The 19,855-nt window shown below is 56.9% G+C and carries 19 protein-coding genes; 15 read left to right on the forward strand and 4 right to left on the reverse strand.

Annotation, left to right across the window (positions count from 1 at the left end):
• Position 1: 1 nt before the first annotated feature.
• Positions 2 to 193 (reverse strand): DUF6494 family protein, encoded by a 192-nt coding sequence (locus ACS3QZ_RS18590; RefSeq protein WP_456039156.1) that lies wholly within the window; start codon positions 191 to 193, stop codon positions 2 to 4.
• Between the two features lie 57 nt (positions 194 to 250).
• Between ACS3QZ_RS18590 and ACS3QZ_RS18595 the strand changes: the two genes are divergently transcribed.
• Entirely contained in the window at positions 251 to 1,006 is a 756-nt protein-coding gene (locus tag ACS3QZ_RS18595) for a hypothetical protein (protein WP_456039157.1), read from the forward strand.
• Here ACS3QZ_RS18595 and ACS3QZ_RS18600 read toward each other — a convergent pair.
• Complete coding sequence (locus ACS3QZ_RS18600) at positions 1,000 to 2,949, reverse strand: 4Fe-4S binding protein (protein ID WP_456039158.1); 1,950 nt, start codon at positions 2,947 to 2,949, stop codon at positions 1,000 to 1,002. The genes ACS3QZ_RS18595 and ACS3QZ_RS18600 overlap by 7 nt on opposite strands.
• Positions 2,950 to 3,326: 377 nt before the next feature.
• Between ACS3QZ_RS18600 and ACS3QZ_RS18605 the strand changes: the two genes are divergently transcribed.
• The 10 genes from ACS3QZ_RS18605 to ACS3QZ_RS18650 all read left to right on the forward strand — a co-directional run bounded on the left by ACS3QZ_RS18605 (position 3,327) and on the right by ACS3QZ_RS18650 (position 13,012).
• Positions 3,327 to 3,860 (forward strand): DUF3305 domain-containing protein, encoded by a 534-nt coding sequence (locus tag ACS3QZ_RS18605; RefSeq protein ID WP_456039159.1) that lies wholly within the window; start codon positions 3,327 to 3,329, stop codon positions 3,858 to 3,860.
• Positions 3,857 to 4,480: a DUF3306 domain-containing protein gene (locus ACS3QZ_RS18610; protein WP_456039160.1), complete on the forward strand. Its 624-nt coding sequence runs from the start codon at positions 3,857 to 3,859 to the stop codon at positions 4,478 to 4,480. The genes ACS3QZ_RS18605 and ACS3QZ_RS18610 overlap by 4 nt, the downstream gene beginning before the upstream one ends.
• A 14-nt stretch (positions 4,481 to 4,494) precedes the next feature.
• Positions 4,495 to 5,103, forward strand: coding sequence for a TorD/DmsD family molecular chaperone (locus tag ACS3QZ_RS18615; protein ID WP_456039161.1), 609 nt, complete (start codon positions 4,495 to 4,497; stop codon positions 5,101 to 5,103).
• Between the two features lie 53 nt (positions 5,104 to 5,156).
• Positions 5,157 to 5,348, forward strand: coding sequence for a twin-arginine translocation signal domain-containing protein (locus tag ACS3QZ_RS18620; protein ID WP_456039162.1), 192 nt, complete (start codon positions 5,157 to 5,159; stop codon positions 5,346 to 5,348).
• A gap of 109 nt (positions 5,349 to 5,457) precedes the next feature.
• Complete coding sequence (locus ACS3QZ_RS18625) at positions 5,458 to 8,355, forward strand: formate dehydrogenase subunit alpha (protein WP_456039163.1); 2,898 nt, start codon at positions 5,458 to 5,460, stop codon at positions 8,353 to 8,355.
• A gap of 12 nt (positions 8,356 to 8,367) precedes the next feature.
• Positions 8,368 to 8,961: a formate dehydrogenase FDH3 subunit beta gene (fdh3B, locus tag ACS3QZ_RS18630; protein ID WP_093094666.1), complete on the forward strand. Its 594-nt coding sequence runs from the start codon at positions 8,368 to 8,370 to the stop codon at positions 8,959 to 8,961.
• An 88-nt stretch (positions 8,962 to 9,049) separates the two neighbouring features.
• Positions 9,050 to 10,231 (forward strand): formate dehydrogenase subunit gamma, encoded by a 1,182-nt coding sequence (locus ACS3QZ_RS18635; protein WP_456039164.1) that lies wholly within the window; start codon positions 9,050 to 9,052, stop codon positions 10,229 to 10,231.
• A 3-nt stretch (positions 10,232 to 10,234) separates the two neighbouring features.
• Positions 10,235 to 11,536: a c-type cytochrome gene (locus ACS3QZ_RS18640; protein ID WP_456039165.1), complete on the forward strand. Its 1,302-nt coding sequence runs from the start codon at positions 10,235 to 10,237 to the stop codon at positions 11,534 to 11,536.
• The gene (locus ACS3QZ_RS18645; RefSeq protein ID WP_456039166.1) at positions 11,533 to 11,658 is read left to right on the forward strand and encodes a hypothetical protein; all 126 of its coding nucleotides are present in this window, start codon (positions 11,533 to 11,535) and stop codon (positions 11,656 to 11,658) included. Before ACS3QZ_RS18640 ends, ACS3QZ_RS18645 begins: the two co-directional genes overlap by 4 nt.
• Positions 11,659 to 11,671: 13 nt before the next feature.
• On the forward strand, positions 11,672 to 13,012 hold the full coding sequence (locus ACS3QZ_RS18650) for a sigma-54-dependent transcriptional regulator (RefSeq protein WP_456039368.1): 1,341 nt from the start codon (positions 11,672 to 11,674) through the stop codon (positions 13,010 to 13,012).
• Positions 13,013 to 13,027: 15 nt separating this feature from the next.
• On the opposite strand, the gene ACS3QZ_RS18655 is transcribed toward ACS3QZ_RS18650, so the two are convergent.
• Positions 13,028 to 14,926: a sensor histidine kinase gene (locus ACS3QZ_RS18655; protein WP_456039167.1), complete on the reverse strand. Its 1,899-nt coding sequence runs from the start codon at positions 14,924 to 14,926 to the stop codon at positions 13,028 to 13,030.
• A gap of 189 nt (positions 14,927 to 15,115) precedes the next feature.
• Positions 15,116 to 15,988 carry a MurR/RpiR family transcriptional regulator gene (locus ACS3QZ_RS18660; protein ID WP_456039168.1) on the reverse strand — a complete coding sequence of 291 codons (873 nt, stop codon included), beginning with the start codon at positions 15,986 to 15,988 and terminating at the stop codon, positions 15,116 to 15,118.
• 117 nt (positions 15,989 to 16,105) lie between these two features.
• Between ACS3QZ_RS18660 and ACS3QZ_RS18665 the strand changes: the two genes are divergently transcribed.
• Genes ACS3QZ_RS18665 through ACS3QZ_RS18680 form a run of 4 tightly spaced genes read left to right on the forward strand, consistent with a single transcriptional unit; the run spans position 16,106 to position 19,848 of the window.
• Positions 16,106 to 16,876 (forward strand): N-formylglutamate amidohydrolase, encoded by a 771-nt coding sequence (locus ACS3QZ_RS18665; protein ID WP_456039169.1) that lies wholly within the window; start codon positions 16,106 to 16,108, stop codon positions 16,874 to 16,876.
• Positions 16,873 to 17,442: a TRAP transporter small permease subunit gene (locus ACS3QZ_RS18670; protein ID WP_456039170.1), complete on the forward strand. Its 570-nt coding sequence runs from the start codon at positions 16,873 to 16,875 to the stop codon at positions 17,440 to 17,442. The genes ACS3QZ_RS18665 and ACS3QZ_RS18670 overlap by 4 nt, the downstream gene beginning before the upstream one ends.
• Positions 17,442 to 18,770 (forward strand): TRAP transporter large permease, encoded by a 1,329-nt coding sequence (locus tag ACS3QZ_RS18675; protein ID WP_456039171.1) that lies wholly within the window; start codon positions 17,442 to 17,444, stop codon positions 18,768 to 18,770. Before ACS3QZ_RS18670 ends, ACS3QZ_RS18675 begins: the two co-directional genes overlap by 1 nt.
• A 46-nt stretch (positions 18,771 to 18,816) precedes the next feature.
• Complete coding sequence (locus ACS3QZ_RS18680) at positions 18,817 to 19,848, forward strand: TRAP transporter substrate-binding protein (RefSeq protein ID WP_093094675.1); 1,032 nt, start codon at positions 18,817 to 18,819, stop codon at positions 19,846 to 19,848.
• Positions 19,849 to 19,855 lie beyond the last annotated feature (7 nt).

Genomic DNA, 19,855 nt, shown 5'->3' on the forward strand with positions numbered 1-19,855 from the left:
CTTAACCCCGCCCCTTGATCGTTCCTGTCACGACATGTTCCATGCCAAGCTCTTCGATGGTGATAACGGCTTTGGCCGTAAATGATTTGCCGGAAGAATCCGCATCGCGCATGGTGTCTTCGATAGCCTGCTGAGAGGTTACGCCGACCTGTTTCAGAAATTTGCGCATCGACATGTTAAAGTCATCGCTCATGGTTTGTCCTTTCCCGATTGTGTTGACGAAAGAAGATGCGATTCCCTAAAATCGTTTATGGTCCATTGGTTTCGCATGTTCATTCTGGCGTTGATTGCTGCCTTTTCGTGGGCGGAGCAGGGCGGCGCGAACGAACGTACGTTCACGATGTCTGCTGCTCCGGAGATTGTCGATAGCGGTCTCTTGCAGTTCATTTTGCCCCGGTTCTCGCTCAAGACACAGGTGCGTATTACACTCGTTCAGGCTGGCGAGGCGGCAGATGTGCGTCTTGGAGAGCATGGAAAACCGGTGTTTTCCCGGCTTGGTCGGATTTGGCGCATGCAAGTGCACAACTCCGGGCATGGCGGCGTGCAAAAGTTCTCTGACTGGATCACGTCTGACGTCGGTCGGCGCGCGATCACATCCTTTACGGTGGAGGGCGCCCAAGTGTTTTCTATCCCCGAGGAAGAGCAGGTTGAGGCAGTGTCCGTCACGGTGGGCGGGAATGCCGACATTGGTCGCGAAGTCTCGCAGAGGATGTGTGGGCGCTGTCATGTAGTGGTGGCGGAAGAACGGATGAACGCCATTGGCTCGACGCCATCCTTTTTTGCCTTGCGCAGCCTGCCCGACTGGAACGAGAGATTTGCCGCGTTCTATGCGCTGAACCCGCATCCGGCATTCACCCAGGTGGCGGAGGTCACACCGCCCTTCGCACAAGATCGCCCATCGCCCATAGTGCCATTGGAGATGACGCTCGACGAAGTCGAGGCGGTTCTCGCCTATGTTGCCTTGCTGAACCCTGCCGATCTTGGGGCGCCGTTGGAACATCAGTGATCGCGCCGTTTGCTGAGGTAGTCGTCGGTGGTGCGGGGTTTGGGGCGCTCTCCCCCGGCAAACGGGTTGTTTTGGGCGTGGTATTGCGCACTTACGCGGCAATTGTCGCACATCTGGATCATCCTGGCGGCTTCGGGGCTTTGGAACATACCGTGCTTGCCCGCCAGTTTTTCTGTGATCTTGTCGATTGTGGATTTGACGCCAAACAGGGCACCGCATTCGATACAGGCAAAGGGTTCTTCTTCGTTCAGGACCACTTGCTCGAGCGCCGAGTTAGTGAGGTTCATCCGCGGCTCGTAGGTGATTGCGTTTTCAGGACAGACCCGAGCGCAAAGACCACATTGAAGGCAAGCATCTTCTTGAAACCGCAATTGGGGCAGGTCGGGATTGTCTCCAAGAGCGCCGGAGGGACAAAGCGAAATGCAGGAGAGGCAGAGCGTGCACGCATCGGTATCCACGAGCACCGCGCCATAAGGTGCGCCTTGAGGCAAGGGCAAAATCTCGGCATCCGGTTGCAAGGCCTTTGTGGCAGTGCGTGCGATTTGACGTCGCGTGCCCATGGGACGCGCCGGAATTTTCAGAGCATCGGCACTGCTCGGTGCAAAGAGTGTCTCCGACAAAATGTCTGGATCCTGGGTTTCAATCATGCGAATGGCTTTGCTCGAAAGGGCGGTCGCCAGATCGATCTCGGATTGCATGACGTCCCGATCGGTCTTTGGGGGCAGATGGATATTAATGTCTGCGAATCCGGCCGCGAGAGCGGCCAACATTTCCGAGTGGCCGATGGTGTTGAGCGCTTCAACTTCCAGAGGAATGACATTGGCCGGCAGTCCTTGCCCGAAACGGGCGGATACACGGATCAACTCTGCCCCGTCAGCACCAATAATCAATAGCCTCGGCTCGACGCCGCCTGCGTCGAGATACGCCTTGGCCAACGTTTGCACGCGGCGGATGGTTTGGTCGACCGTTGGGGCGTCATATGCAATCGCGCCGGAAGGACACAACGAGGAACAGGCACCGCAGCCTGCGCAGATCATCGGATCGACCGAAACATGTTCGCCAGAGGATGTGATCGCTCCGGTCGGGCAGGCGTCAATGCAGCGCGTGCAGCCCGTCTGTTCGGCCCTTGAGTGGGCGCATAACAATGGTTCGGTTCGGACATAAAGCGGCTTTTCAAAGGTGCCGACCATGTGGGACGCATCTAGAACGGCACGCGCTACCGCTGTGGCGCTGTTCGGGTCGGCTCGGAAATACCCCTCGCGCTTTTCAGGGGCTGGGAACAGGGGGGGCGCTCCGCGCAGGTCCAAGATGATGTCGCATTTCGATTTCGCACCGTTTTTTGGGGATGTGAAAGCCCACTGGCCTGCGCCGTGCGGCAACATTTGGCAGAAGCCGTCAATTGTGACGTCGAAGTTCCCGAGTGCCCCGTTGACGCTTTTCAGGCGCCCTTGCACCACATCATAATCCCGGGTGAACGGTGCAGTGGCGTCGCTTTCGAGTAGTACAGTTACGCTCAGGTAGGTCTGGAGTTGTTCTGCCGCCAACAGCGCGGGCTCCTCTGCGCCAAGGATCAAGCACAAACCCTCTGAAACCACGTCAACGGTCTTGGCCGCGGGGATTGAGAGGGATGCTTCTGCGACCAAAGCGGTCATTTTGGGTATTCTTGACCCAGTGTCGACACTCCAACCTGCGCGATCACGCAGATCCAGATGGGCGGGGTAAGGGACCCCTAAACTGTCGGCTATTTCCTCAAAAAGGGCGGTCTCCTGACCACAACAAAAAATTGCGTCACCGTCAGATAATGCCCTCGCCGCGTCCTGCTGTTGGTCCTGACAAAGGGAGGTGTGCACGCGGGAGCATGGGAGACCGGTAGCCTGTGACAGGGCATCGGAGTCGAGGGGATTTGTCCCCAAACAGTCACATAAAATCAATGTTTTAGCCATGTTATCCCAGCGTGTATTGTTGGTTGGTTAGACGCGAGTTTTGCGCTGAACCGACCTCAGACTAGGCATGATTCTACGAGGCGGTAAACCAGAATTCGAAGAGGCTTTTTGGTTTGAGCAATGCGAGCCGGATGCCTGATTCGGGCGATTCTATGTGTGTATCTTTAGTTGATTGTTTTAGTCGGAATGGACAAAACGACCGCGCAACTGTCTGGCTGAATGCCATGCTGCCCAATTTGACCGGAAAACTGTCAAAGTGCGATTCACGCACACTTCTCGCTTTATAGAAGAGTGGCCATTGGGCAGTTTTAAAAGACTTATAGAGCAAGGCCCTGGGGAATGTGATCTACAATTCGGGAAAGTACGAAGCGATGCCGATGGGCATCGTGCTGCGGCGGAGGCCCGGCGCGACTCGGTGGGCGGCGTGGAGCTGGCGTGTTTCAGGTGTTCTCCCAGGCGCGTCAAATGCAGAGTGGCGTCTTTTGCGCGAAGAGGGGAATACCTGCGAGTTTCACGCGGCGACACTTATGTTGGAGTTGCACAGGGCAGACACCGATTCATACTTGCACGGGCTGAACGCACAGGTGCCCTGCCTGTACGTTGTGATGCGCGAGGCCGATGAAACTGCGCATCCTTTCGAGTTGGTTTTGGTGACCGCGTCACCCTACGAAGCGCAGGACTATGCCGACAATGGCGAGGACATTGTCGAAAAGGTTGCCATGCCTCAGAGCGTGTTTGCGTGGGTCCAAGGTTTTGTTGATCAGCATCACAGGGAAGAGGCATTCAAGAAACGCAGGCGCGACAAGAAGGACATCACGTTGACATCTGATGGCGTTGGCGATGCGCGCATCCGTCAGTTGGTCGACGTTTATCGTTCGCCGGCTCTTGCCAAAAAGGAGCGTTTACAATGAGCCGTGGAGACTTCTGGTCGCGGCGCAAGGCTGCTGTGGAAGCGGAGCAGCTTGCGGAAGAGCGCGCGCTTGCCGACGAGGCCGTGGCCGAGCGGGATTTGGCGTTGGGTGAAAAGTTGGACGAAGAAATCCTCGAAGAATTGGGGCTTCCCGACCCGGACACGCTCTCGGAGGGGGACGATTTCACGGCGTTCCTGACAGAGCAAGTTCCCGCGCGTTTAAAGAACCGAGCGCTGCGGCGCCTGTGGACGACAAACCCGGTATTGGCAAATGTCGACGGGTTGGTCGACTACGGCGAAGATTTTACCGACGCGGGCAACGTTATCGAGAACCTCCAAACAGCCTATCAGGTTGGCAAGGGCATGACCGCGCACGTCGAAGCGCTGATGCGCGGCGAAGAGGTGGTGGTCGTCGCTGACGCCGAAGAGCCAGACGAAGCTCTGGAGCCTGAGGTTGAAGAGGTGCGCGCCCTTGCTTTGGCTTCGGAGGACAGTGCGAGCGCCGCCGCGGTCGAGATGGGCGTCGCCGCCGATGAGATAGAAGACATTTCGGGCATTGCGCCGATGCCGGTGCCGAGACGGATGCGGTTTTCGACCAGCGAAACCGAGGCAAGCGCATGAATGGAGAAAGCCAGATGACGGCAACCGCAGTTTCGGAGAGTGTGGCGCAGGAAGATCGCCTTCGCGCGGATATCTACAATTTTTTGGGCCTCCTGCTGGCGGGTCCGCCTGATGAACTGCTGCTCGCGCAAACCGCTGATCTCGCCGGAGACGAGAGCGCGCTTGGTGTCGCAATCAACGCGCTTGCCCGGATCGCCAAGCTGTCCAAGCCGAAGACTGTTGAGCGCGAGTTCAATAAGCTGTTCATCGGATTGGGCCGGGGCGAATTGTTGCCCTATGCCAGTTACTATCTCACGGGATTCCTGAACGAGAAACCGCTGGCTACCCTGCGCCAAGACATGAACGCGCGTGGATTAAACCGTGCAGAGAATGTCTATGAGCCTGAGGACAATATCGCGTCGCTCATGGAAATGATGGGTGCCCTGATCGTGGGGCGGTTCGGGACGCCTGCACCGGTCAGCGATCAGAAGACCTTCTTCAACCGCCATATCGCCCCCTGGGCGGGGCATTTCTATTCGGATTTGGAAGCCGCCGAAAACTCGGTCTTCTACGCTTCGGTCGGTGCTGTCGGCCGGGTGTTTATGGAGATTGAGGCGGAAGGCTTTCGGATGAGCGCGGACTAATTCCGCAAACATGGCGGGCAACCGCCACCCACCAAAGAGAGGAGGACTCTCACATGGCAAAGAAGACCGACGACGGCACAAGCCGCCGAGATTTTCTGAAAATGGCCGCAACCACAGCGCCCGCTGCGGCAGTCGCTATCGCGGCCACGGGGGGCGCGGCAGAGGCCGCAGAACCTGACCTGTCATCGAACAAGATGCAGGATACCGCGCACACCCGCGCCTACTACGACAGCGCCCGTTTCTGAGAAGACGGACGCGGTACTCAGCCAAAGGCGACTGGTTGCGTGACGCCCGACTGCCGAAGGTTTTCGTTAACCCAGCTACGTCCCCAATGGGACAGCAAGGGAGGATAAAATGCTTAGGAAAAAGACCAACGGGGTTGCGAGACGCCCCCAGCGGACAAGTATCCTGTCTGATGTCGCGGAGAAATCTGTCGACCGTCGTGCGTTTCTGCGCGGCAGCGGTCTGGCCATTGGGGGCCTTGCCGCAATCAGCGCCACCGGCGGAACGGTGACGCAGGCAAATGCAGCCGCCAGTGCAACCGCAGGCGCGGTCAAGACGGTGAAATCTGTCTGCACGCATTGTTCGGTTGGCTGTACTGTCGTTGCCGAAGTGCAGAACGGAGTCTGGGTCGGGCAGGAGCCCGGTTGGGACAGCCCATTCAACCTTGGCGCCCATTGCGCGAAGGGAGCCGCAGTCCGCGAGCACGCCCACGGTGAACGCCGCCTCAAGTACCCGATGAAGAAAGAGGGTGGTGAGTGGAAGCGCATCAGCTGGGAACAGGCGATCAACGAGATCGGCGACGGCATGATGAAGATCCGCGAAGAGAGCGGACCTGACAGCGTCTACTGGCTGGGTTCGGCCAAGCATAACAACGAACAAGCCTATCTGTTCCGCAAGTTCGCCGCCTATTGGGGTACGAACAACGTGGACCACCAGGCCCGGATTTGTCATTCGACCACGGTGGCAGGTGTTGCAAACACCTGGGGCTATGGTGCGATGACGAATTCGTATAACGACATCCACAACTCCAAGGCGATCTTCATGATCGGCTCGAACGCGGCCGAGGCGCACCCGGTTTCGCTCCTGCATATCCTGAAGTCCAAGGAACAGAACAACGCGCCGCTCATCGTGTGCGATCCGCGTTTCACCCGCACCGCGGCCCATGCCGACGAGTATGTGCGCTTCCGTCCGGGTACTGACGTTGCGTTGGTATGGGGTATCCTGTGGCACATCTTTGAAAACGGCTGGGAGGACAAAGAATTCATTCGCACCCGTGTCTGGGGGATGGACCAGATCAAGGAAGAAGTGGCCAAGTGGACCCCCGAAGAAGTTGAACGCGTGACCGGCACGCCGGGTTCACAGCTCAAGCGGGTGGCCCGCACTATGGCCAACAACCGTCCCGGCACCGTGATCTGGTGTATGGGTGGTACGCAGCACACCAATGGTAACAACAACACCCGCGCCTACTGCATTCTGCAGCTTGCGCTGGGCAACATGGGCACCAGCGGGGGCGGCACCAACATCTTCCGCGGCCACGACAACGTTCAGGGTGCAACCGACTTGGGCGTTCTCTCACACACCTTGCCGGGCTACTATGGTCTGTCGAAGGGCGCTTGGGACCATTGGGCCCGCGTCTGGAAGGAAGACCCCGAGTGGCTGGCTGGACAGTTCGACAAAATCACCGGCAAGGACGGCAAGGAAAAATCCCTGCAGAACCTGACCGGTATTCCTGTGTCGCGCTGGATCGATGGTATCCTTGAAGACAAGGACAACATGGATCAGCCCAACAACGTGCGGGCCATGGTTCTCTGGGGCCACGCTCCGAACTCTCAGACCCGCGGTCCGGAAATGAAGACGGCGATGGAGAAGTTGGACATGCTGGTCGTTGTCGACCCGTTCCCGACGGTCTCCGCGGTTCTGCATGACCGCACTGATGGCTGCTATCTGCTCCCGGCTGCGACGCAGTTCGAAACCCGTGGCTCGGTCACTGCTTCGAACCGCTCATTCCAGTGGCGGGATCAGATCATGGAGCCGCTTTTCGAGTCCAAGACAGACCATGAGATCATCGGTCTTTTTGCCAATAAATTCGGTTGGGCCGATCGTTTCTTCCGCAATATCGAGATGGAAGACGAGAACACACCGAACGTTGAAAGCGTGACCCGCGAATTCAACAGTGGTCTCTGGACGATCGGTTACACTGGTCAAAGCCCAGAGCGGATTAAAGCGCACATGGCAAACCAGCACACCTTTGACCGCACCACGCTGCGCGCCAATGGTGGTCCGGTGGACGGGGACTATTATGGACTTCCGTGGCCTTGCTGGGGCACAGCGGAAATGGGTCACCCGGGGACGCCGAACCTCTATGACATGTCCAAACCGGTTTCCGAGGGGGGGCTTACCTTCCGCGCCCGTTTTGGTGTCGAGCGGGACGGGGACAACCTCCTGGCTGATGGGGTCTACAGCTCGAATTCTGAAATTCAGGATGGCTATCCTGAGTTCACGATGCAGATGCTGATGGACCTTGGCTGGGACAAGGACCTGACCGACGAAGAGCGTGCGGCGATTGATGCCGTGGCTGGTCCAAAGACCAACTGGAAGACCGACCTTTCCGGTGGGATCCAGCGGGTGGCGATCAAGCACGAATGTGCGCCTTTCGGCAATGCCAAAGCTCGTGCTGTGGTGTGGACCTTCCCGGATCCGGTACCGTTGCACCGCGAGCCGCTCTACACGCCACGTCGCGATCTGGTTGGGGATTATCCGACATACGAAGACCGCAAGTTCTATCGTCTGCCGACTATGTATGCCTCGATCCAGAAGAACGATTTCTCGAAGGATTATCCGATCATCCTCACGTCCGGCCGCCTAGTCGAATACGAGGGTGGCGGCGACGAGACGCGTTCCAACCCATGGCTGGCCGAGCTGCAGCAGGACATGTTTGTCGAAATCCACCCGAGGGACGCCAACAACCTTGGTATTCGCGACGGCTCGCAAGTCTGGGTGGAAAGCCCGGAAGGCGGCAAGGTCAAGGTGATGGCGATGGTCACAGAGCGGGTTGGTGAAGGCGTGGCCTTTATGCCTTTCCACTTTGGTGGGCATTTCCAGGGAGACGACCTGCGGGCGAAATACCCGACGGGCGCCGACCCGTACGTGTTGGGGGAAAGCTCGAACACGGCCCAGACCTATGGCTATGACTCGGTCACGCAGATGCAGGAGACGAAATCGACTCTCTGCAAGATCAGCGCAGCATAAGGAGAAAGAGAAATGGCAAGATCCAAGTTCCTCTGTGACGCCGAACGCTGCATTGAATGCAACGCTTGCGTCACGGCTTGTAAGAACGAACACGAGGTTCCGTGGGGGATCAACCGCCGTCGCGTGGTGACCCTGAATGACGGCAAACCCGGAGAGCGTTCGCTCTCGGTGGCCTGTATGCACTGTTCGGACGCGCCATGTATGGCCGTTTGTCCGGTGGATTGCTTTTATCAGACCGAAGAAGGTGTGGTGCTGCACTCCAAAGACCTGTGCATCGGCTGTGGCTATTGCTTCTATGCATGCCCGTTTGGCGCACCGCAATATCCGCAGGCCGGTAACTTTGGCAGCCGCGGCAAGATGGACAAATGTACCTTCTGTGCTGGTGGCCCCGAAGAGAACCACTCGACCGCCGAGTTTGCCAAGTACGGGCGCAACCGGATTGCAGAAGGCAAACTACCCATCTGCGCCGAGATGTGCTCGACCAAAGCGCTTCTTGCAGGTGACGGTGACGTCGTTTCCGCGATCTACCGCGAACGCGTCGTGGCCCGTGGTTTTGGCTCGGGCGCCTGGGGTTGGGGCACAGCCTATGACCAGAAGGGCGGTTGACCGGCCGATTGCCTGAAATGGCGGAAGGCCCCAGCGTGGGGCCTTTCGACACCGGATTCGCAGTTTCAAACCATTGGAGGTGGGCCCCATGCTACGCGTGGCACTCGCACTCGTACTTTTCCTTTTCATAGGGATTTCGGCTCAGGCCCAGACGGCCCCTGACCGTAGCGCCACCGGAGGCGCGCAGACATTGGAAGACATCATGGCGCGACAGCGCGGTGAGCCCGTGGACGATTCTGCATGGCGAAACGATGTTGGAGACCCCAATCTGGCCGCGCCGGTTCCTCAACTTGGGCCCCTTGGTGGCACGTCGGATCCGGAACTCTGGCGTGCGATCCGGTACGGATCAGCGGAAACCTCGGTGTCTGCCGGTGGTGAGGTCGCAACCGTCCTGATGCAGGACGGGGGAATGAAGTGGCTGGAGTGGCGGCAGGGGCGTCTCCAGATATGGGGCTTCTGGATGGTGGTCGGCACAGCGGGCGCGCTTCTGGCGTTTTTCCTGCTGCGAGGACGTATTCGCATCGACGAAGCAAAGACCGGACGAACGGTTACGCGTTTCAAGGCGATTGAACGTTTTGGGCATTGGCTTCTGGGGATTTCATTTCTCGTGCTGGGCCTGACCGGGCTGTTGGTCCTTTTTGGGCGTAAGTTCATTGCGCCTCTTGTTGGCAAGGACTTCAATGCAAATCTTCTGCTCGTGTCCAAAGTCGTGCACAACAACGTATCCTGGGCCTTCATGTTAGGTCTCATCGTGGTTTTCGTGATGTGGGTCATCCACAATATTCCTAACCGCACTGACATTGTCTGGTTGCGCCAGTTCGGCGGCATTATCGGAAACGCGCACCCGCCTGCAAAGAAGTTCAATGCAGGTCAGAAAATGATTTTCTGGTCTGTCATCCTCCTTGGCGCGATGATCTCCGCGACAGGAATTGCGCTTCTCTTTCCGTTCCAGTTCCCGATATTCGGTACGACCTTTGGGTTGATGAACGAATGGGGGTTGGGTGCTTTGGTCGGCCTTGGCGACGGATCGGCCGATATGGCGCCCCATGAGCACATGCAGATGGCCCAAGGCTGGCACGCGATTGCGGCCTTCATTCTCATGATGATCGTCACCGCCCATGTCTATATCGGATCCATCGGTATGGAGGGTGCCTTTGACGCAATGGGCAGCGGTGAAGTGGACGAGGCTTGGGCGCATCAACACCACTCGATTTGGCTCGAGGAGGTCAAGGCGGAAGCTCAAAAAGATAAAGCAAGCCCGGCTGAGTAAGCCATGAAGCGCATTGCTTGTTTCGTGTCGTTTCTGGGCTTCTGTGCCGCGACTGTCGCGGCGCAGGAATTCACGACTTTGAAAGGTCACGGCGGACCGATCATGGGGCTTGCCGTGTCGGTCGAGGGACAGGTTGTCTCCGCCAGTTTTGACAATACTCTTGGCCTTTGGTCGGGACGAAAAGTAGCTTGGCTGGACGCACATGATGCGGCCGTGGTGTCGGTGGCTTTTCTTGAAGATGGGCGCATTGTCTCTGGCGGAGATGATTTCACGGTGCGGGTTTGGGAAAATGGCCAAGCGCGCATTCTGGGCCGTCACAAAGGCAAGGTGGCCGCGCTGAGCTCAGTGCCTGGAGGTCAGATGGTCGCTTCAGCCAGTTGGGACGGGACAGCGGTGCTTTGGCCATTGGGGCAGGGCGAGACGAGAGTACTTTCGCCACGCGACAGTGGCGTAAATGACGTTACTTTTTCCCCTAATGGAACACACGCCTTTTTGGCAACGACCAAGGGCGAAGTCCTCAGGTTTGAACTGAGCGAAGACGTAGCGGCGGAGCCTTTGGTTCAGCATGGATTTGGCGTGAACCGTCTGATGATGGCGCCAAACGGGGAATGGCTTGCTTATGGCGCCGTGGACGGGGGAACCCGCATCGTCGACCCCGCGACAGGTGATGCGATCGCCGATTTCACGCTGGATCGCAAACCCATTCTCGCGCTTGCTTACCACGCTCAGTCCGGACTTTTGGCTGTGGGGGATGGGCATGGGTATATCATGCTTGTGGACACGCAAAGGTGGCGTATTCAAAAGGATTTTCGGGCGATGCGGCGCGGCCCGGTCTGGGCGTTGGCATTCTCGCCCGACGGCGAGATGCTCTATGCGGGCGGGCTTGATGATGTGGTCTATGGTTGGCCGCTTGCATTGATGGATGATTTTACGCCGGTCGGCGGACAGCCACGCAGTTTTCTGAAGGACATTGATATGATGAGCAATGGCGAGCGCCAATTCATGCGAAAATGCTCGATCTGTCACGCTCTTGAAGAGCAAGGAAGGCACAAGGCAGGCCCGTCTCTGTATGGCATATTCGGGCGACCTGCTGGAACAATGCCAGGGTATCGTTACTCGGAAGTGATCAAAAATTCACGCATTGTCTGGAATTCCGACACGATCGACCAACTCTTTGAACAGGGGCCCGATCACTATATTCCTGGATCCAAGATGCCTATGCAGGTGATAGCTGGGGCCAAGGATCGCAGGGACCTCATTGCTTTTATCAAGACCAAGTCTCAAGCCACGGAGAAACAGCCATGAAAGTCATTTTGACAAGCGCCGTCGCCATCGCAGCGATCGCCGTCGCGGCCAATTTTGGATTGGATCGTGCGGGATTTTCGGCGCAAGATCAGCAATCGGGTTCCTCGGTAAGGTTGGACTAGTCCTTTGGCAAGCATGACCTCGCAAGACGAGTATGGCGACAGCCTGGCGAATGCTTCGATTCTCGTGGTCGATGATGAACCGGGCATGCGGAACTTTTTGACCAAGATTTTGTCTCCGCGTTGCAAGCGGGTTGAACAGGCGCAATCGGCAGCCGAAGCGACCAAGATGCTCGACCAAGCTTATTTTGACCTTGTGATTGTTGACAATATCATGCCCGGGAAGACCGGGTTGGATTGGGTGCGCGAGCAGCGTCATGTGGGATTGTTTTCCGACACCATCCTGATTACTGCCTACGCCGACCTGGAAACGGCCATCAAGGCGCTGCGTACCGGTGTCGCGGATTTTGTTCTGAAGCCGTTTCGGGCGAACCAGATCTTGAACGCTGCCGCACGGGCTCTGGACCGCCAGAACCTGCGGCGTGAAAACTTTCTTCTCAAGCACGAATTGTCTGTGGAGAGCAATGTGCTCAAAGGGCGGCTGCTCGGCAAGTCGGCCGCGATTTGCGAGGTGCGGGATATCCTGAACCGCCTTGCTCCGCTTCCGACATCTGTCCTGTTCTCAGGAGCTACCGGAACGGGAAAGGAGGTTGCCGCACGCACTTTGCATTCTATGTCTGATCGGGCAGACAAGCCATTTGTCGCCGTAAATTGTGCAGCCATATCCCCAGATCGTATTGCTCATGAGTTATTTGGATTGATTGATGAGCAGGAGCGCCAGAAAGATGGCCTGTTCCTGCACGCTGAGGGGGGGACACTGTTCCTTGATGAGGTCGTACAGATGCCTGATCAGGTGCAGGCGGCCCTGCTGCGGGTGCTGGAGGATCAGCGCATTCGCCCTGTGGGGGCCGAACGTGACATTCCTCTTAACCTGCGGTTTCTTTTCGCAACCAATGCCGACCTAGAGCAGGCCGTAGCCGAAGGGCGTTTCCGCGCAGACCTCTATCATCGAATAAACGTTGTCAAAATCAACATGCCCCCACTAAAGGAGCGTTCCGAGGACATCGTTGAATTGGCGGCGCTATTCATACAGCAGTTTTCAACGACGTTGGGTTTGCCGGCATTGGAGCTTGACGAGGAAACGCTCCTGAAGTTCGCACGTTACGACTGGCCGGGAAATGTGCGCGAATTGCGCAACCTTATCGAAAGATCTGTGATACTTGGGGCTTTCCCCGATAAGTTCGCCGGAAGCGGGCAGGTGACCGGAAGCCGTGCGATCGAAACGCTCGATCTGGTTATGCAGCGCCACATCATGCACGTGCTGGACGAAAGTGGTGGGAACAGGGCCGAAGCCGCGCGCCGCTTGGGGGTTTCGCGCAAAACGATTGACAGGAAATGTGCCGCATGGGGTTTTTGAACTCTTTTTTTGACCCTATTGAAAAATGTCTTCCGGCAACCAGACCGTGAATTCAGCGCCCCCGTGTTCCCGGTTGCGCACATGGATAAAACCGCCCGCACGCTGTATCAGAGTCTGGCTGATTGAGAGCCCAAGACCCGTTCCTTCGGCAAGTTTCGTAGTGAAGAAAGGGTCAAAAAGCGTGTTAAGGTTTTCTTCGGGAATCCCCGGCCCGGTATCGGCAATGTGCAAAGAGGCTCCTGTCTTTCCGTTCTGGCTTTGGGATGTCAGGGTGAGGGAGAGCGTTCCGCTTTGTCCCATCGCTTGCGCTGCGTTGACCAGTAGGTTCACAACGACCTGTTGCAGTTCACCGGGATTGATACGGACCAAGGGGGCCTGCCCAAATTCAGTCGTTACTTCGATTTCCGTCGTTGAAATGACATGCTCGACAAGCACCAGGCAGTCTGCCAGCACAGCGGCTACGTCCACGCTTTCTTCGTATGTGCCGAATTCTGTTGGGCGGGCAAACTGAAGTAACTTGCCGACAATGGTTTCGATTCTGTGCACTTGCCTGTCGATCAATCCAAGTTCGGTGGCAATATCGTCGGCGCGACCGTCCAGCGTCTGACGAATGACATCCACATTTCCTTGTATCACGGCCACTGGGTTGTTGATCTCATGCGCGACCCCGGCAGTGATTTCACCGATAGATGCGAGCTTTTCGCTCATGACAAGTTGTTTGAAAGTTTCCTCAAGTTTCTGGTTGGCTTCCTTGAGTTCTGCAGTTCGTTCTTCGACACGCGCGTTGAGCTCGTCCGCCCAAGCGCGGAGTGCATGGTCGCGTTCCTGTACCTGGTCCAGCAAAGTGTCCAGATGCGACGCGACTTGGCCGATTTCGTCGCTCGCACCTTTGGCGTGATTTCGCGCGGACAGGTCCCCTTTCTCCACCTTGGTCATGGTTTGGATCATGCGTTCCAGAGGCGCAAAAATACCGCGCGCCATGCGGAGGAAGAACGGCACCGACAGAACGAGCAGCACGAGAAAGGCCGCAAACATCGAAAGGTTGATGGCACGCTTGGCGGAGACAAATGGCGCTTCCAGAAAACCGACGTACAGCATACCGACCTTGTCACCGAAGCTGTCTACGACAGGTAGGTAACCCGAAATGTACCAGTCATTGACGACAAAGGCGCGGTTCAGCCAAGTCCGCCCTTCATCCAGAACCGCTCTGCGGACAATCGCGGAAACCCGCGTGCCAAGAGCCCGGACATCCTGGAACAGGCGCACGTTCGTGGACACCCGAACATCTTCCAGGAAAAGTGTTGCCGTGCCCTGACGGTCGCCCCCTGTTGCGGCGTTCAGATAGACAAGCTTGTTGATGGTGTCGATGAAGTCGAGGTTGCGGTTCAGGAGTATCCCGCCGACCAGAACGCCACGTTCGTTTTCGAACCGCACGGGACTGGCGGTGTGTATGACCATTCCCCTGTCCTCGATGATGCGGGAGGTCGGCACGGCAGCCACCGTCTCGATCAAGGGAATACGGGCGCGTTCCGCCAGAGCAGGAGAGAGGCTGTTGAGCTTTTCGGAGGAAAATATGTCGATATCTGTCGACAAGATGCCTGTGGAGGCAGCGTCGATGACGGGCCAGGTACGGGCCGATTCTGGTACCTCGAAGGGGGGAAGGTAGTAGAGAAAGTCAAGTTCCATTTCGGCTTGCTTGAGCGCAAGGAAATCATCAAGTTCGGCCGGACCGTTTTCGAGGCGATCGAGAAACACGGCGGATTCGGCGACACCCTGAACATTTGCGCCAGTTCGGGCCAGAATGCGTCCAAGGTATTGTTCGGCGATCCGAAGGTCCCCTTCGACATTTGCAATCAGGATATTGTCATATTCAGACGACCAGCGATTGATGCCCCACATGAGCATGAGGGGCATCAGAACCACCATTGGCAAGAGCGCCAGCGTCAAGAGGCGGAGCCGGACCGATCTCAACAGTTTTTTTCCAGTTTGCGTGGCATGTGGCATGTGCCCAATATGTGAACCCGCGTGGATCACACACTACATGGTCGTGGCAGTGCAAGCCAGATGAAGCGGATTTGTTTACGGTAACGGTCAGCTTTTGCTTCAGGTAAATTTGCGGAACAGCATAGTTTGGTCGAACATATCTTCCAGCGCTTCGGCCCGATCCTTCGTGTCACCCCAGCACAGGTTCTGTACGGTCGAAATCATCGATTCAATCAGCAATAAGGACGTGACGTTTGAGTCCCAGGCCGAGGGTACAACAATGCGCCCGCTAAAGGTGATGTCCGAAAGTCGATTGACCGGAGAGCGCCATTGGTCTGTGAACAGGATCAGTTTTGCCCCTTTCTTGTGCGCCATTTCGGCGAGCTTGAGTGTGTTGTTTTCGTAGCGGCGCAAATCGAAGATGACAAAGACGTCGCCCTCCTTGACGTCCAAGAGGTAATGCGGCCAGCCGTTCGAGGTTGATTGGATATGAACCACTTCTGGCCGGATGACCTGCATGTGCAGGAACAGGTATTCGGCGAGCGTGTGGGTGATACGGCCGCCCACAATGTAAATCCGGCTGCGTGGCTCCGCGACCATCTCGCAGGCTGTGTCAAACTGGTCCGGATCAATCTGCCCAAGGGTTTGGCGGATGTTTTCGATCACCGCATCCGTAAAACGATTCAGCATGTGCCCTGATGGTGCACCTACCGCCCAGGCGTCGTGCTTGGCGATCGGGTTTTTTGCTTTTGCTTTCAGCTCTTCACGGAGCTCGGCCTGGAATTCCGGATAGCCTTTGTATCCCAGCTTTTGCACCATGCGGGCCACGGTCGGTGCAGAAACATTTGCGCCCTTGGCCAGCGCGGTCAGTGGGCCAAGCCCCGAGGCTGGATAATTTTCAAGAATGGAGTGGGCAAGCTGGCGTTCCGCACGAGTCAATTCGTCCAACTTCCGCTGAATGCGGTCGGAGATGGTGAGGTCTGAGTTGGACATGAGCGACTCCATTTTGATTGTTTATATTACAAAATTGATGGAGGTGAAAAAAATCTTTCAGAATTTTGTTGACAGACTCCTTCATGGCGCAGCACCTTGGAGCCTGCGAGGGAACAAATGCATCAAAGCACAGCAGAAGATTTTGAGGGCGCTGCGCGCATCATTAATTCGGACGGCAGGTCTTCCGTTGTCCTGGTGTGCGAACACGCCTCCAGTTTCATTCCTGATGCGCTCGACAATCTCGGAGTGGCAGAAGAGTTCCGGCAAAGTCATGTCGCCTGGGATCCTGGTGCACTTGCTGTAGCGGAGCGCATGGCGCGCATCTTGGACGCAAAGCTGGTCGTCAGCGGGGCGTCCCGGCTGGTCTATGATTGTAACAGACCGCCCGAGGCCCCGGACGCGATGCCAGCGCGCAGTGAGATCGTGGATGTTCCGGGGAATGTGGGGCTCAACAACGCCGCGCGCGCAGATCGTGTGGCAACCTATTACGAGCCGTTTCGCACACTTCTTGCGCATACGGTGTCACATACCGAGGCGCCCGTGATTGTCACGGTGCACAGCTTCACGCCTGTTTACCATGGTAAAACACGAGCGGTGGAAATCGGTGTATTGCATGATTTCGACACGCGATTGGCTGACTCTATGCTGGCAATTGCGGCGGGGCACACTGAAGCGAAAGTCGAGAGGAATGATCCTTATGGGCCCGAGCATGGTGTAACGCACACCTTGCGAGAACATGCCCTGCCGGGTGCGCACCTGAATGTCATGCTGGAAATTCGCAATGACTTGATCACGGCATCTCGGCAGCAGGTCAAAATGGCGGACATGATTTCCGGATGGGTCTCAAGTGCGCTGCGGGACCTTGTCTCCAATGGAGAACCCTCATGATTGGATTGATGCGAGGGTATGTCGGGGTTGTCGATGCAGTGAATCTGCGTATTGGACGATTGGCGATGTATGGGATCTTCGTGCTGATGGGCATTCTTTTGTGGTCATCTATCAGCAAGACCTTCTTTTTGCCATCACTGTGGACGCTGGAAATGGCCCAGTTTGTGATGGTGGCCTATTACATACTGGGCGGTCCGTACTCCATTCAGATGGGGTCCAACGTGCGTATGGATCTGCTGTATGGCGACTGGAGCACGCGGCGCAAAGCCTGGTTCGATCTGGTGACAGTGCTTTTGCTAATCTTCTATCTGCTCGTGTTGTTGTTCGGCGCTATCAGCTCCACGGCCTACAGCCTTGGCTACTGGGGGACGGAGCCGGTTTCCTATTTGGCTGGGGTGCTGTTCGGAACCGAAGAGGTTGGTCGCCTGGAGCGTTCTCCAACTGCTTGGCGACCATATCTCTGGCCCATCAAGGTCGTGATGATCATCGGCATGTTCCTGATGATCCTGCAGTGCGTGGCTGAATTTTTCAAGGACGTCCTGCGTCTCAAGGGTGAAGACATCTGATGTCCTATGAATTGATTGCTACTTTGATGTTTTCCTCGATGATGCTGATGCTTCTGACCGGGCAGCGCGTGTTTGGCGCAATCGGGTTTATCGCCGTCGTGGCTGCCCTTTTGTTGTGGGGCGACAGGGGCGGTTTTGACATCGGTTTTTCCGCTGCGATGAAGCTCATGAAGTGGTACCCGCTGCTGACATTGCCGATGTTCATCTTCATGGGATACGTGCTGTCCGAAAGCAAAATCGCCGACGATCTTTACAAGATGTTCCATGTCTGGACGGGCGGGCTTCGGGGTGGGTTGGCGATCGGCACGATTGGGCTGATGGTTCTGATATCGGCCATGAACGGGTTGAGCGTGGCAGGGATGGCTATCGGGTCGACGATTGCGCTGCCGGAGCTGCTCAAGCGTGGCTATGACAAGCGGATGGTGACGGGGGTGATTCAGGCAGGATCAAGTCTCGGCATTCTCGTGCCGCCCTCTGTGGTGCTTGTTCTCTATGCGATGATCGCTCGACAACCCGTTGGCCAGTTGTGGCTCGCCGGTGTGTTGCCCGGCCTGATGATGGCGTCGCTTTTCATCATCTACATTGTCGTGCGCTGTCGCATTACTCCCGAACTCGGCCCGGTTCTCAAGGTGGATGAACGCGACATGCCCCGTGCAGAAAAGCTGCGGCTGCTGCGGGCAGGTCTGCTTCCGATCATCATTTTCGCGACGATGATGATCCCTTTCGTGAATGGCTGGACCTCGCTCGTGGAAAGCTCGGCGATTGGGGCGCTGGCGGCCTTCATGGCTGCAGTGTTCAAGGGCCGCATGACGCGAGAAGTGTTCGAGAACTCGGTGCGCAATACGCTCGGGATAACCTGCATGTTCATGTGGATCATCCTCGCGGCGCTGGCCTTTGGCGCGGTGTTTGACGGGCTGGGCGCGGTCAAGGCAATTGAGAACCTGTTCACCGAGCGTCTCAACCTCAGCCCGTGGATGATCCTTATCCTCATGCAGCTGAGCTTCATTCTCATGGGGACGTTTTTGGATGACACGGCCATGTTGGTGATAGTGGCGCCGCTTTACGTGCCACTGGTGGGTGAGCTTGGCTTTGACCTGATCTGGTATGGTATTCTCTACACGATCACGACCCAGATCGCCTATATGACCCCGCCATTTGGCTATAACCTTTTCCTGATGCGCGCGATGGCGCCGCCCGAGATCAGCCTGCGTGACATCTACGCTTCGATTACGCCGTTTGTAATGGTGATGGTGCTCGCATTGGTGTTGGTCATGATCTTCCCGGGCATCGCGACCTGGTTGCCGGATTTCGTTTACAACAAACCCTAATGAGCCACAGGCAATGTGGCCGATTTACCAACAAAGGAGAGAAGTCATGACGACAAGACGTAAGTTTATCCAGGGCGCCGCCGTTGTTCCGGCGGCGGCTCTTGCGACGCCCGCATTGGCGCAGAACACGATCAAGTGGCGGATGCAGACCTATGCCGGTGCCGCTCTGGCTGAGCACGTGATCGTGCCCGCCGTGGAAATGTTCAACAAAATTGCCGGCGACCGGATGCAGATCGAACTGTTCTTTGCCGATCAGCTTGTGCCGACAGGCGAGTTGTTCCAGGCGATGCAGCGCGGTACGATCGACGCCGTTCAGTCGGATGACGACTCGATGGCTTCGCCCACCGAAGTAACGGTTTTTGGCGGCTATTTCCCGTTTGCGTCCCGGTATTCCCTGGATGTGCCGGTGTTGTTCAACCAGTACGGTCTGAACGAAATCTGGGACGAGGAGTATTCCAAGGTTGGCGTGAAACACATTAGCGCCGGCGCGTGGGATCCCTGCCATTTTGCCACAAAGGATCCGATCCGCAGCCTTGCCGACCTGAAGGGCAAACGCGTCTTTACCTTCCCGACGGCTGGTCGTTTCCTAAGCCAGTTTGGCGTGATTCCGGTCAACCTGCCTTGGGAAGACATCGAAGTAGCCATGCAGACGGGCGAGCTTGACGGAATTGCGTGGTCGGGCATTACCGAAGACTATACCGTGGGTTGGGCGGATGTGACCAACTACTTCCTGACCAACAACATTTCGGGTGCGTGGGCCGGATCGTTCTTTGCCAATATGGAGCGTTGGAACGAGTTGCCGGAAGACCTGCAAACGCTGTTCCGCGTTTGCTGTGATCAGTCGCACTACTATCGTCAGTGGTGGTATTGGGGTGGCGAGGCCAATCTGCGCGTCAATGGTCCCAAGATGGAACTGACTTCGATTCCGGATGAGGAGTGGGCAACGGTCGAAGCCGCCGCATTCGAATTCTGGGAAGAGATTGCTGCCGAATCCGACACCAAGCGTCGCGTGGTGGATATCATCAAGAAGTACAATGCCGATATGCTCAAGGCTGGTCGGCCTTATCGCTACGGCTGACAATGAA

Source organism: Shimia sp. W99 (assembly GCF_053851455.3).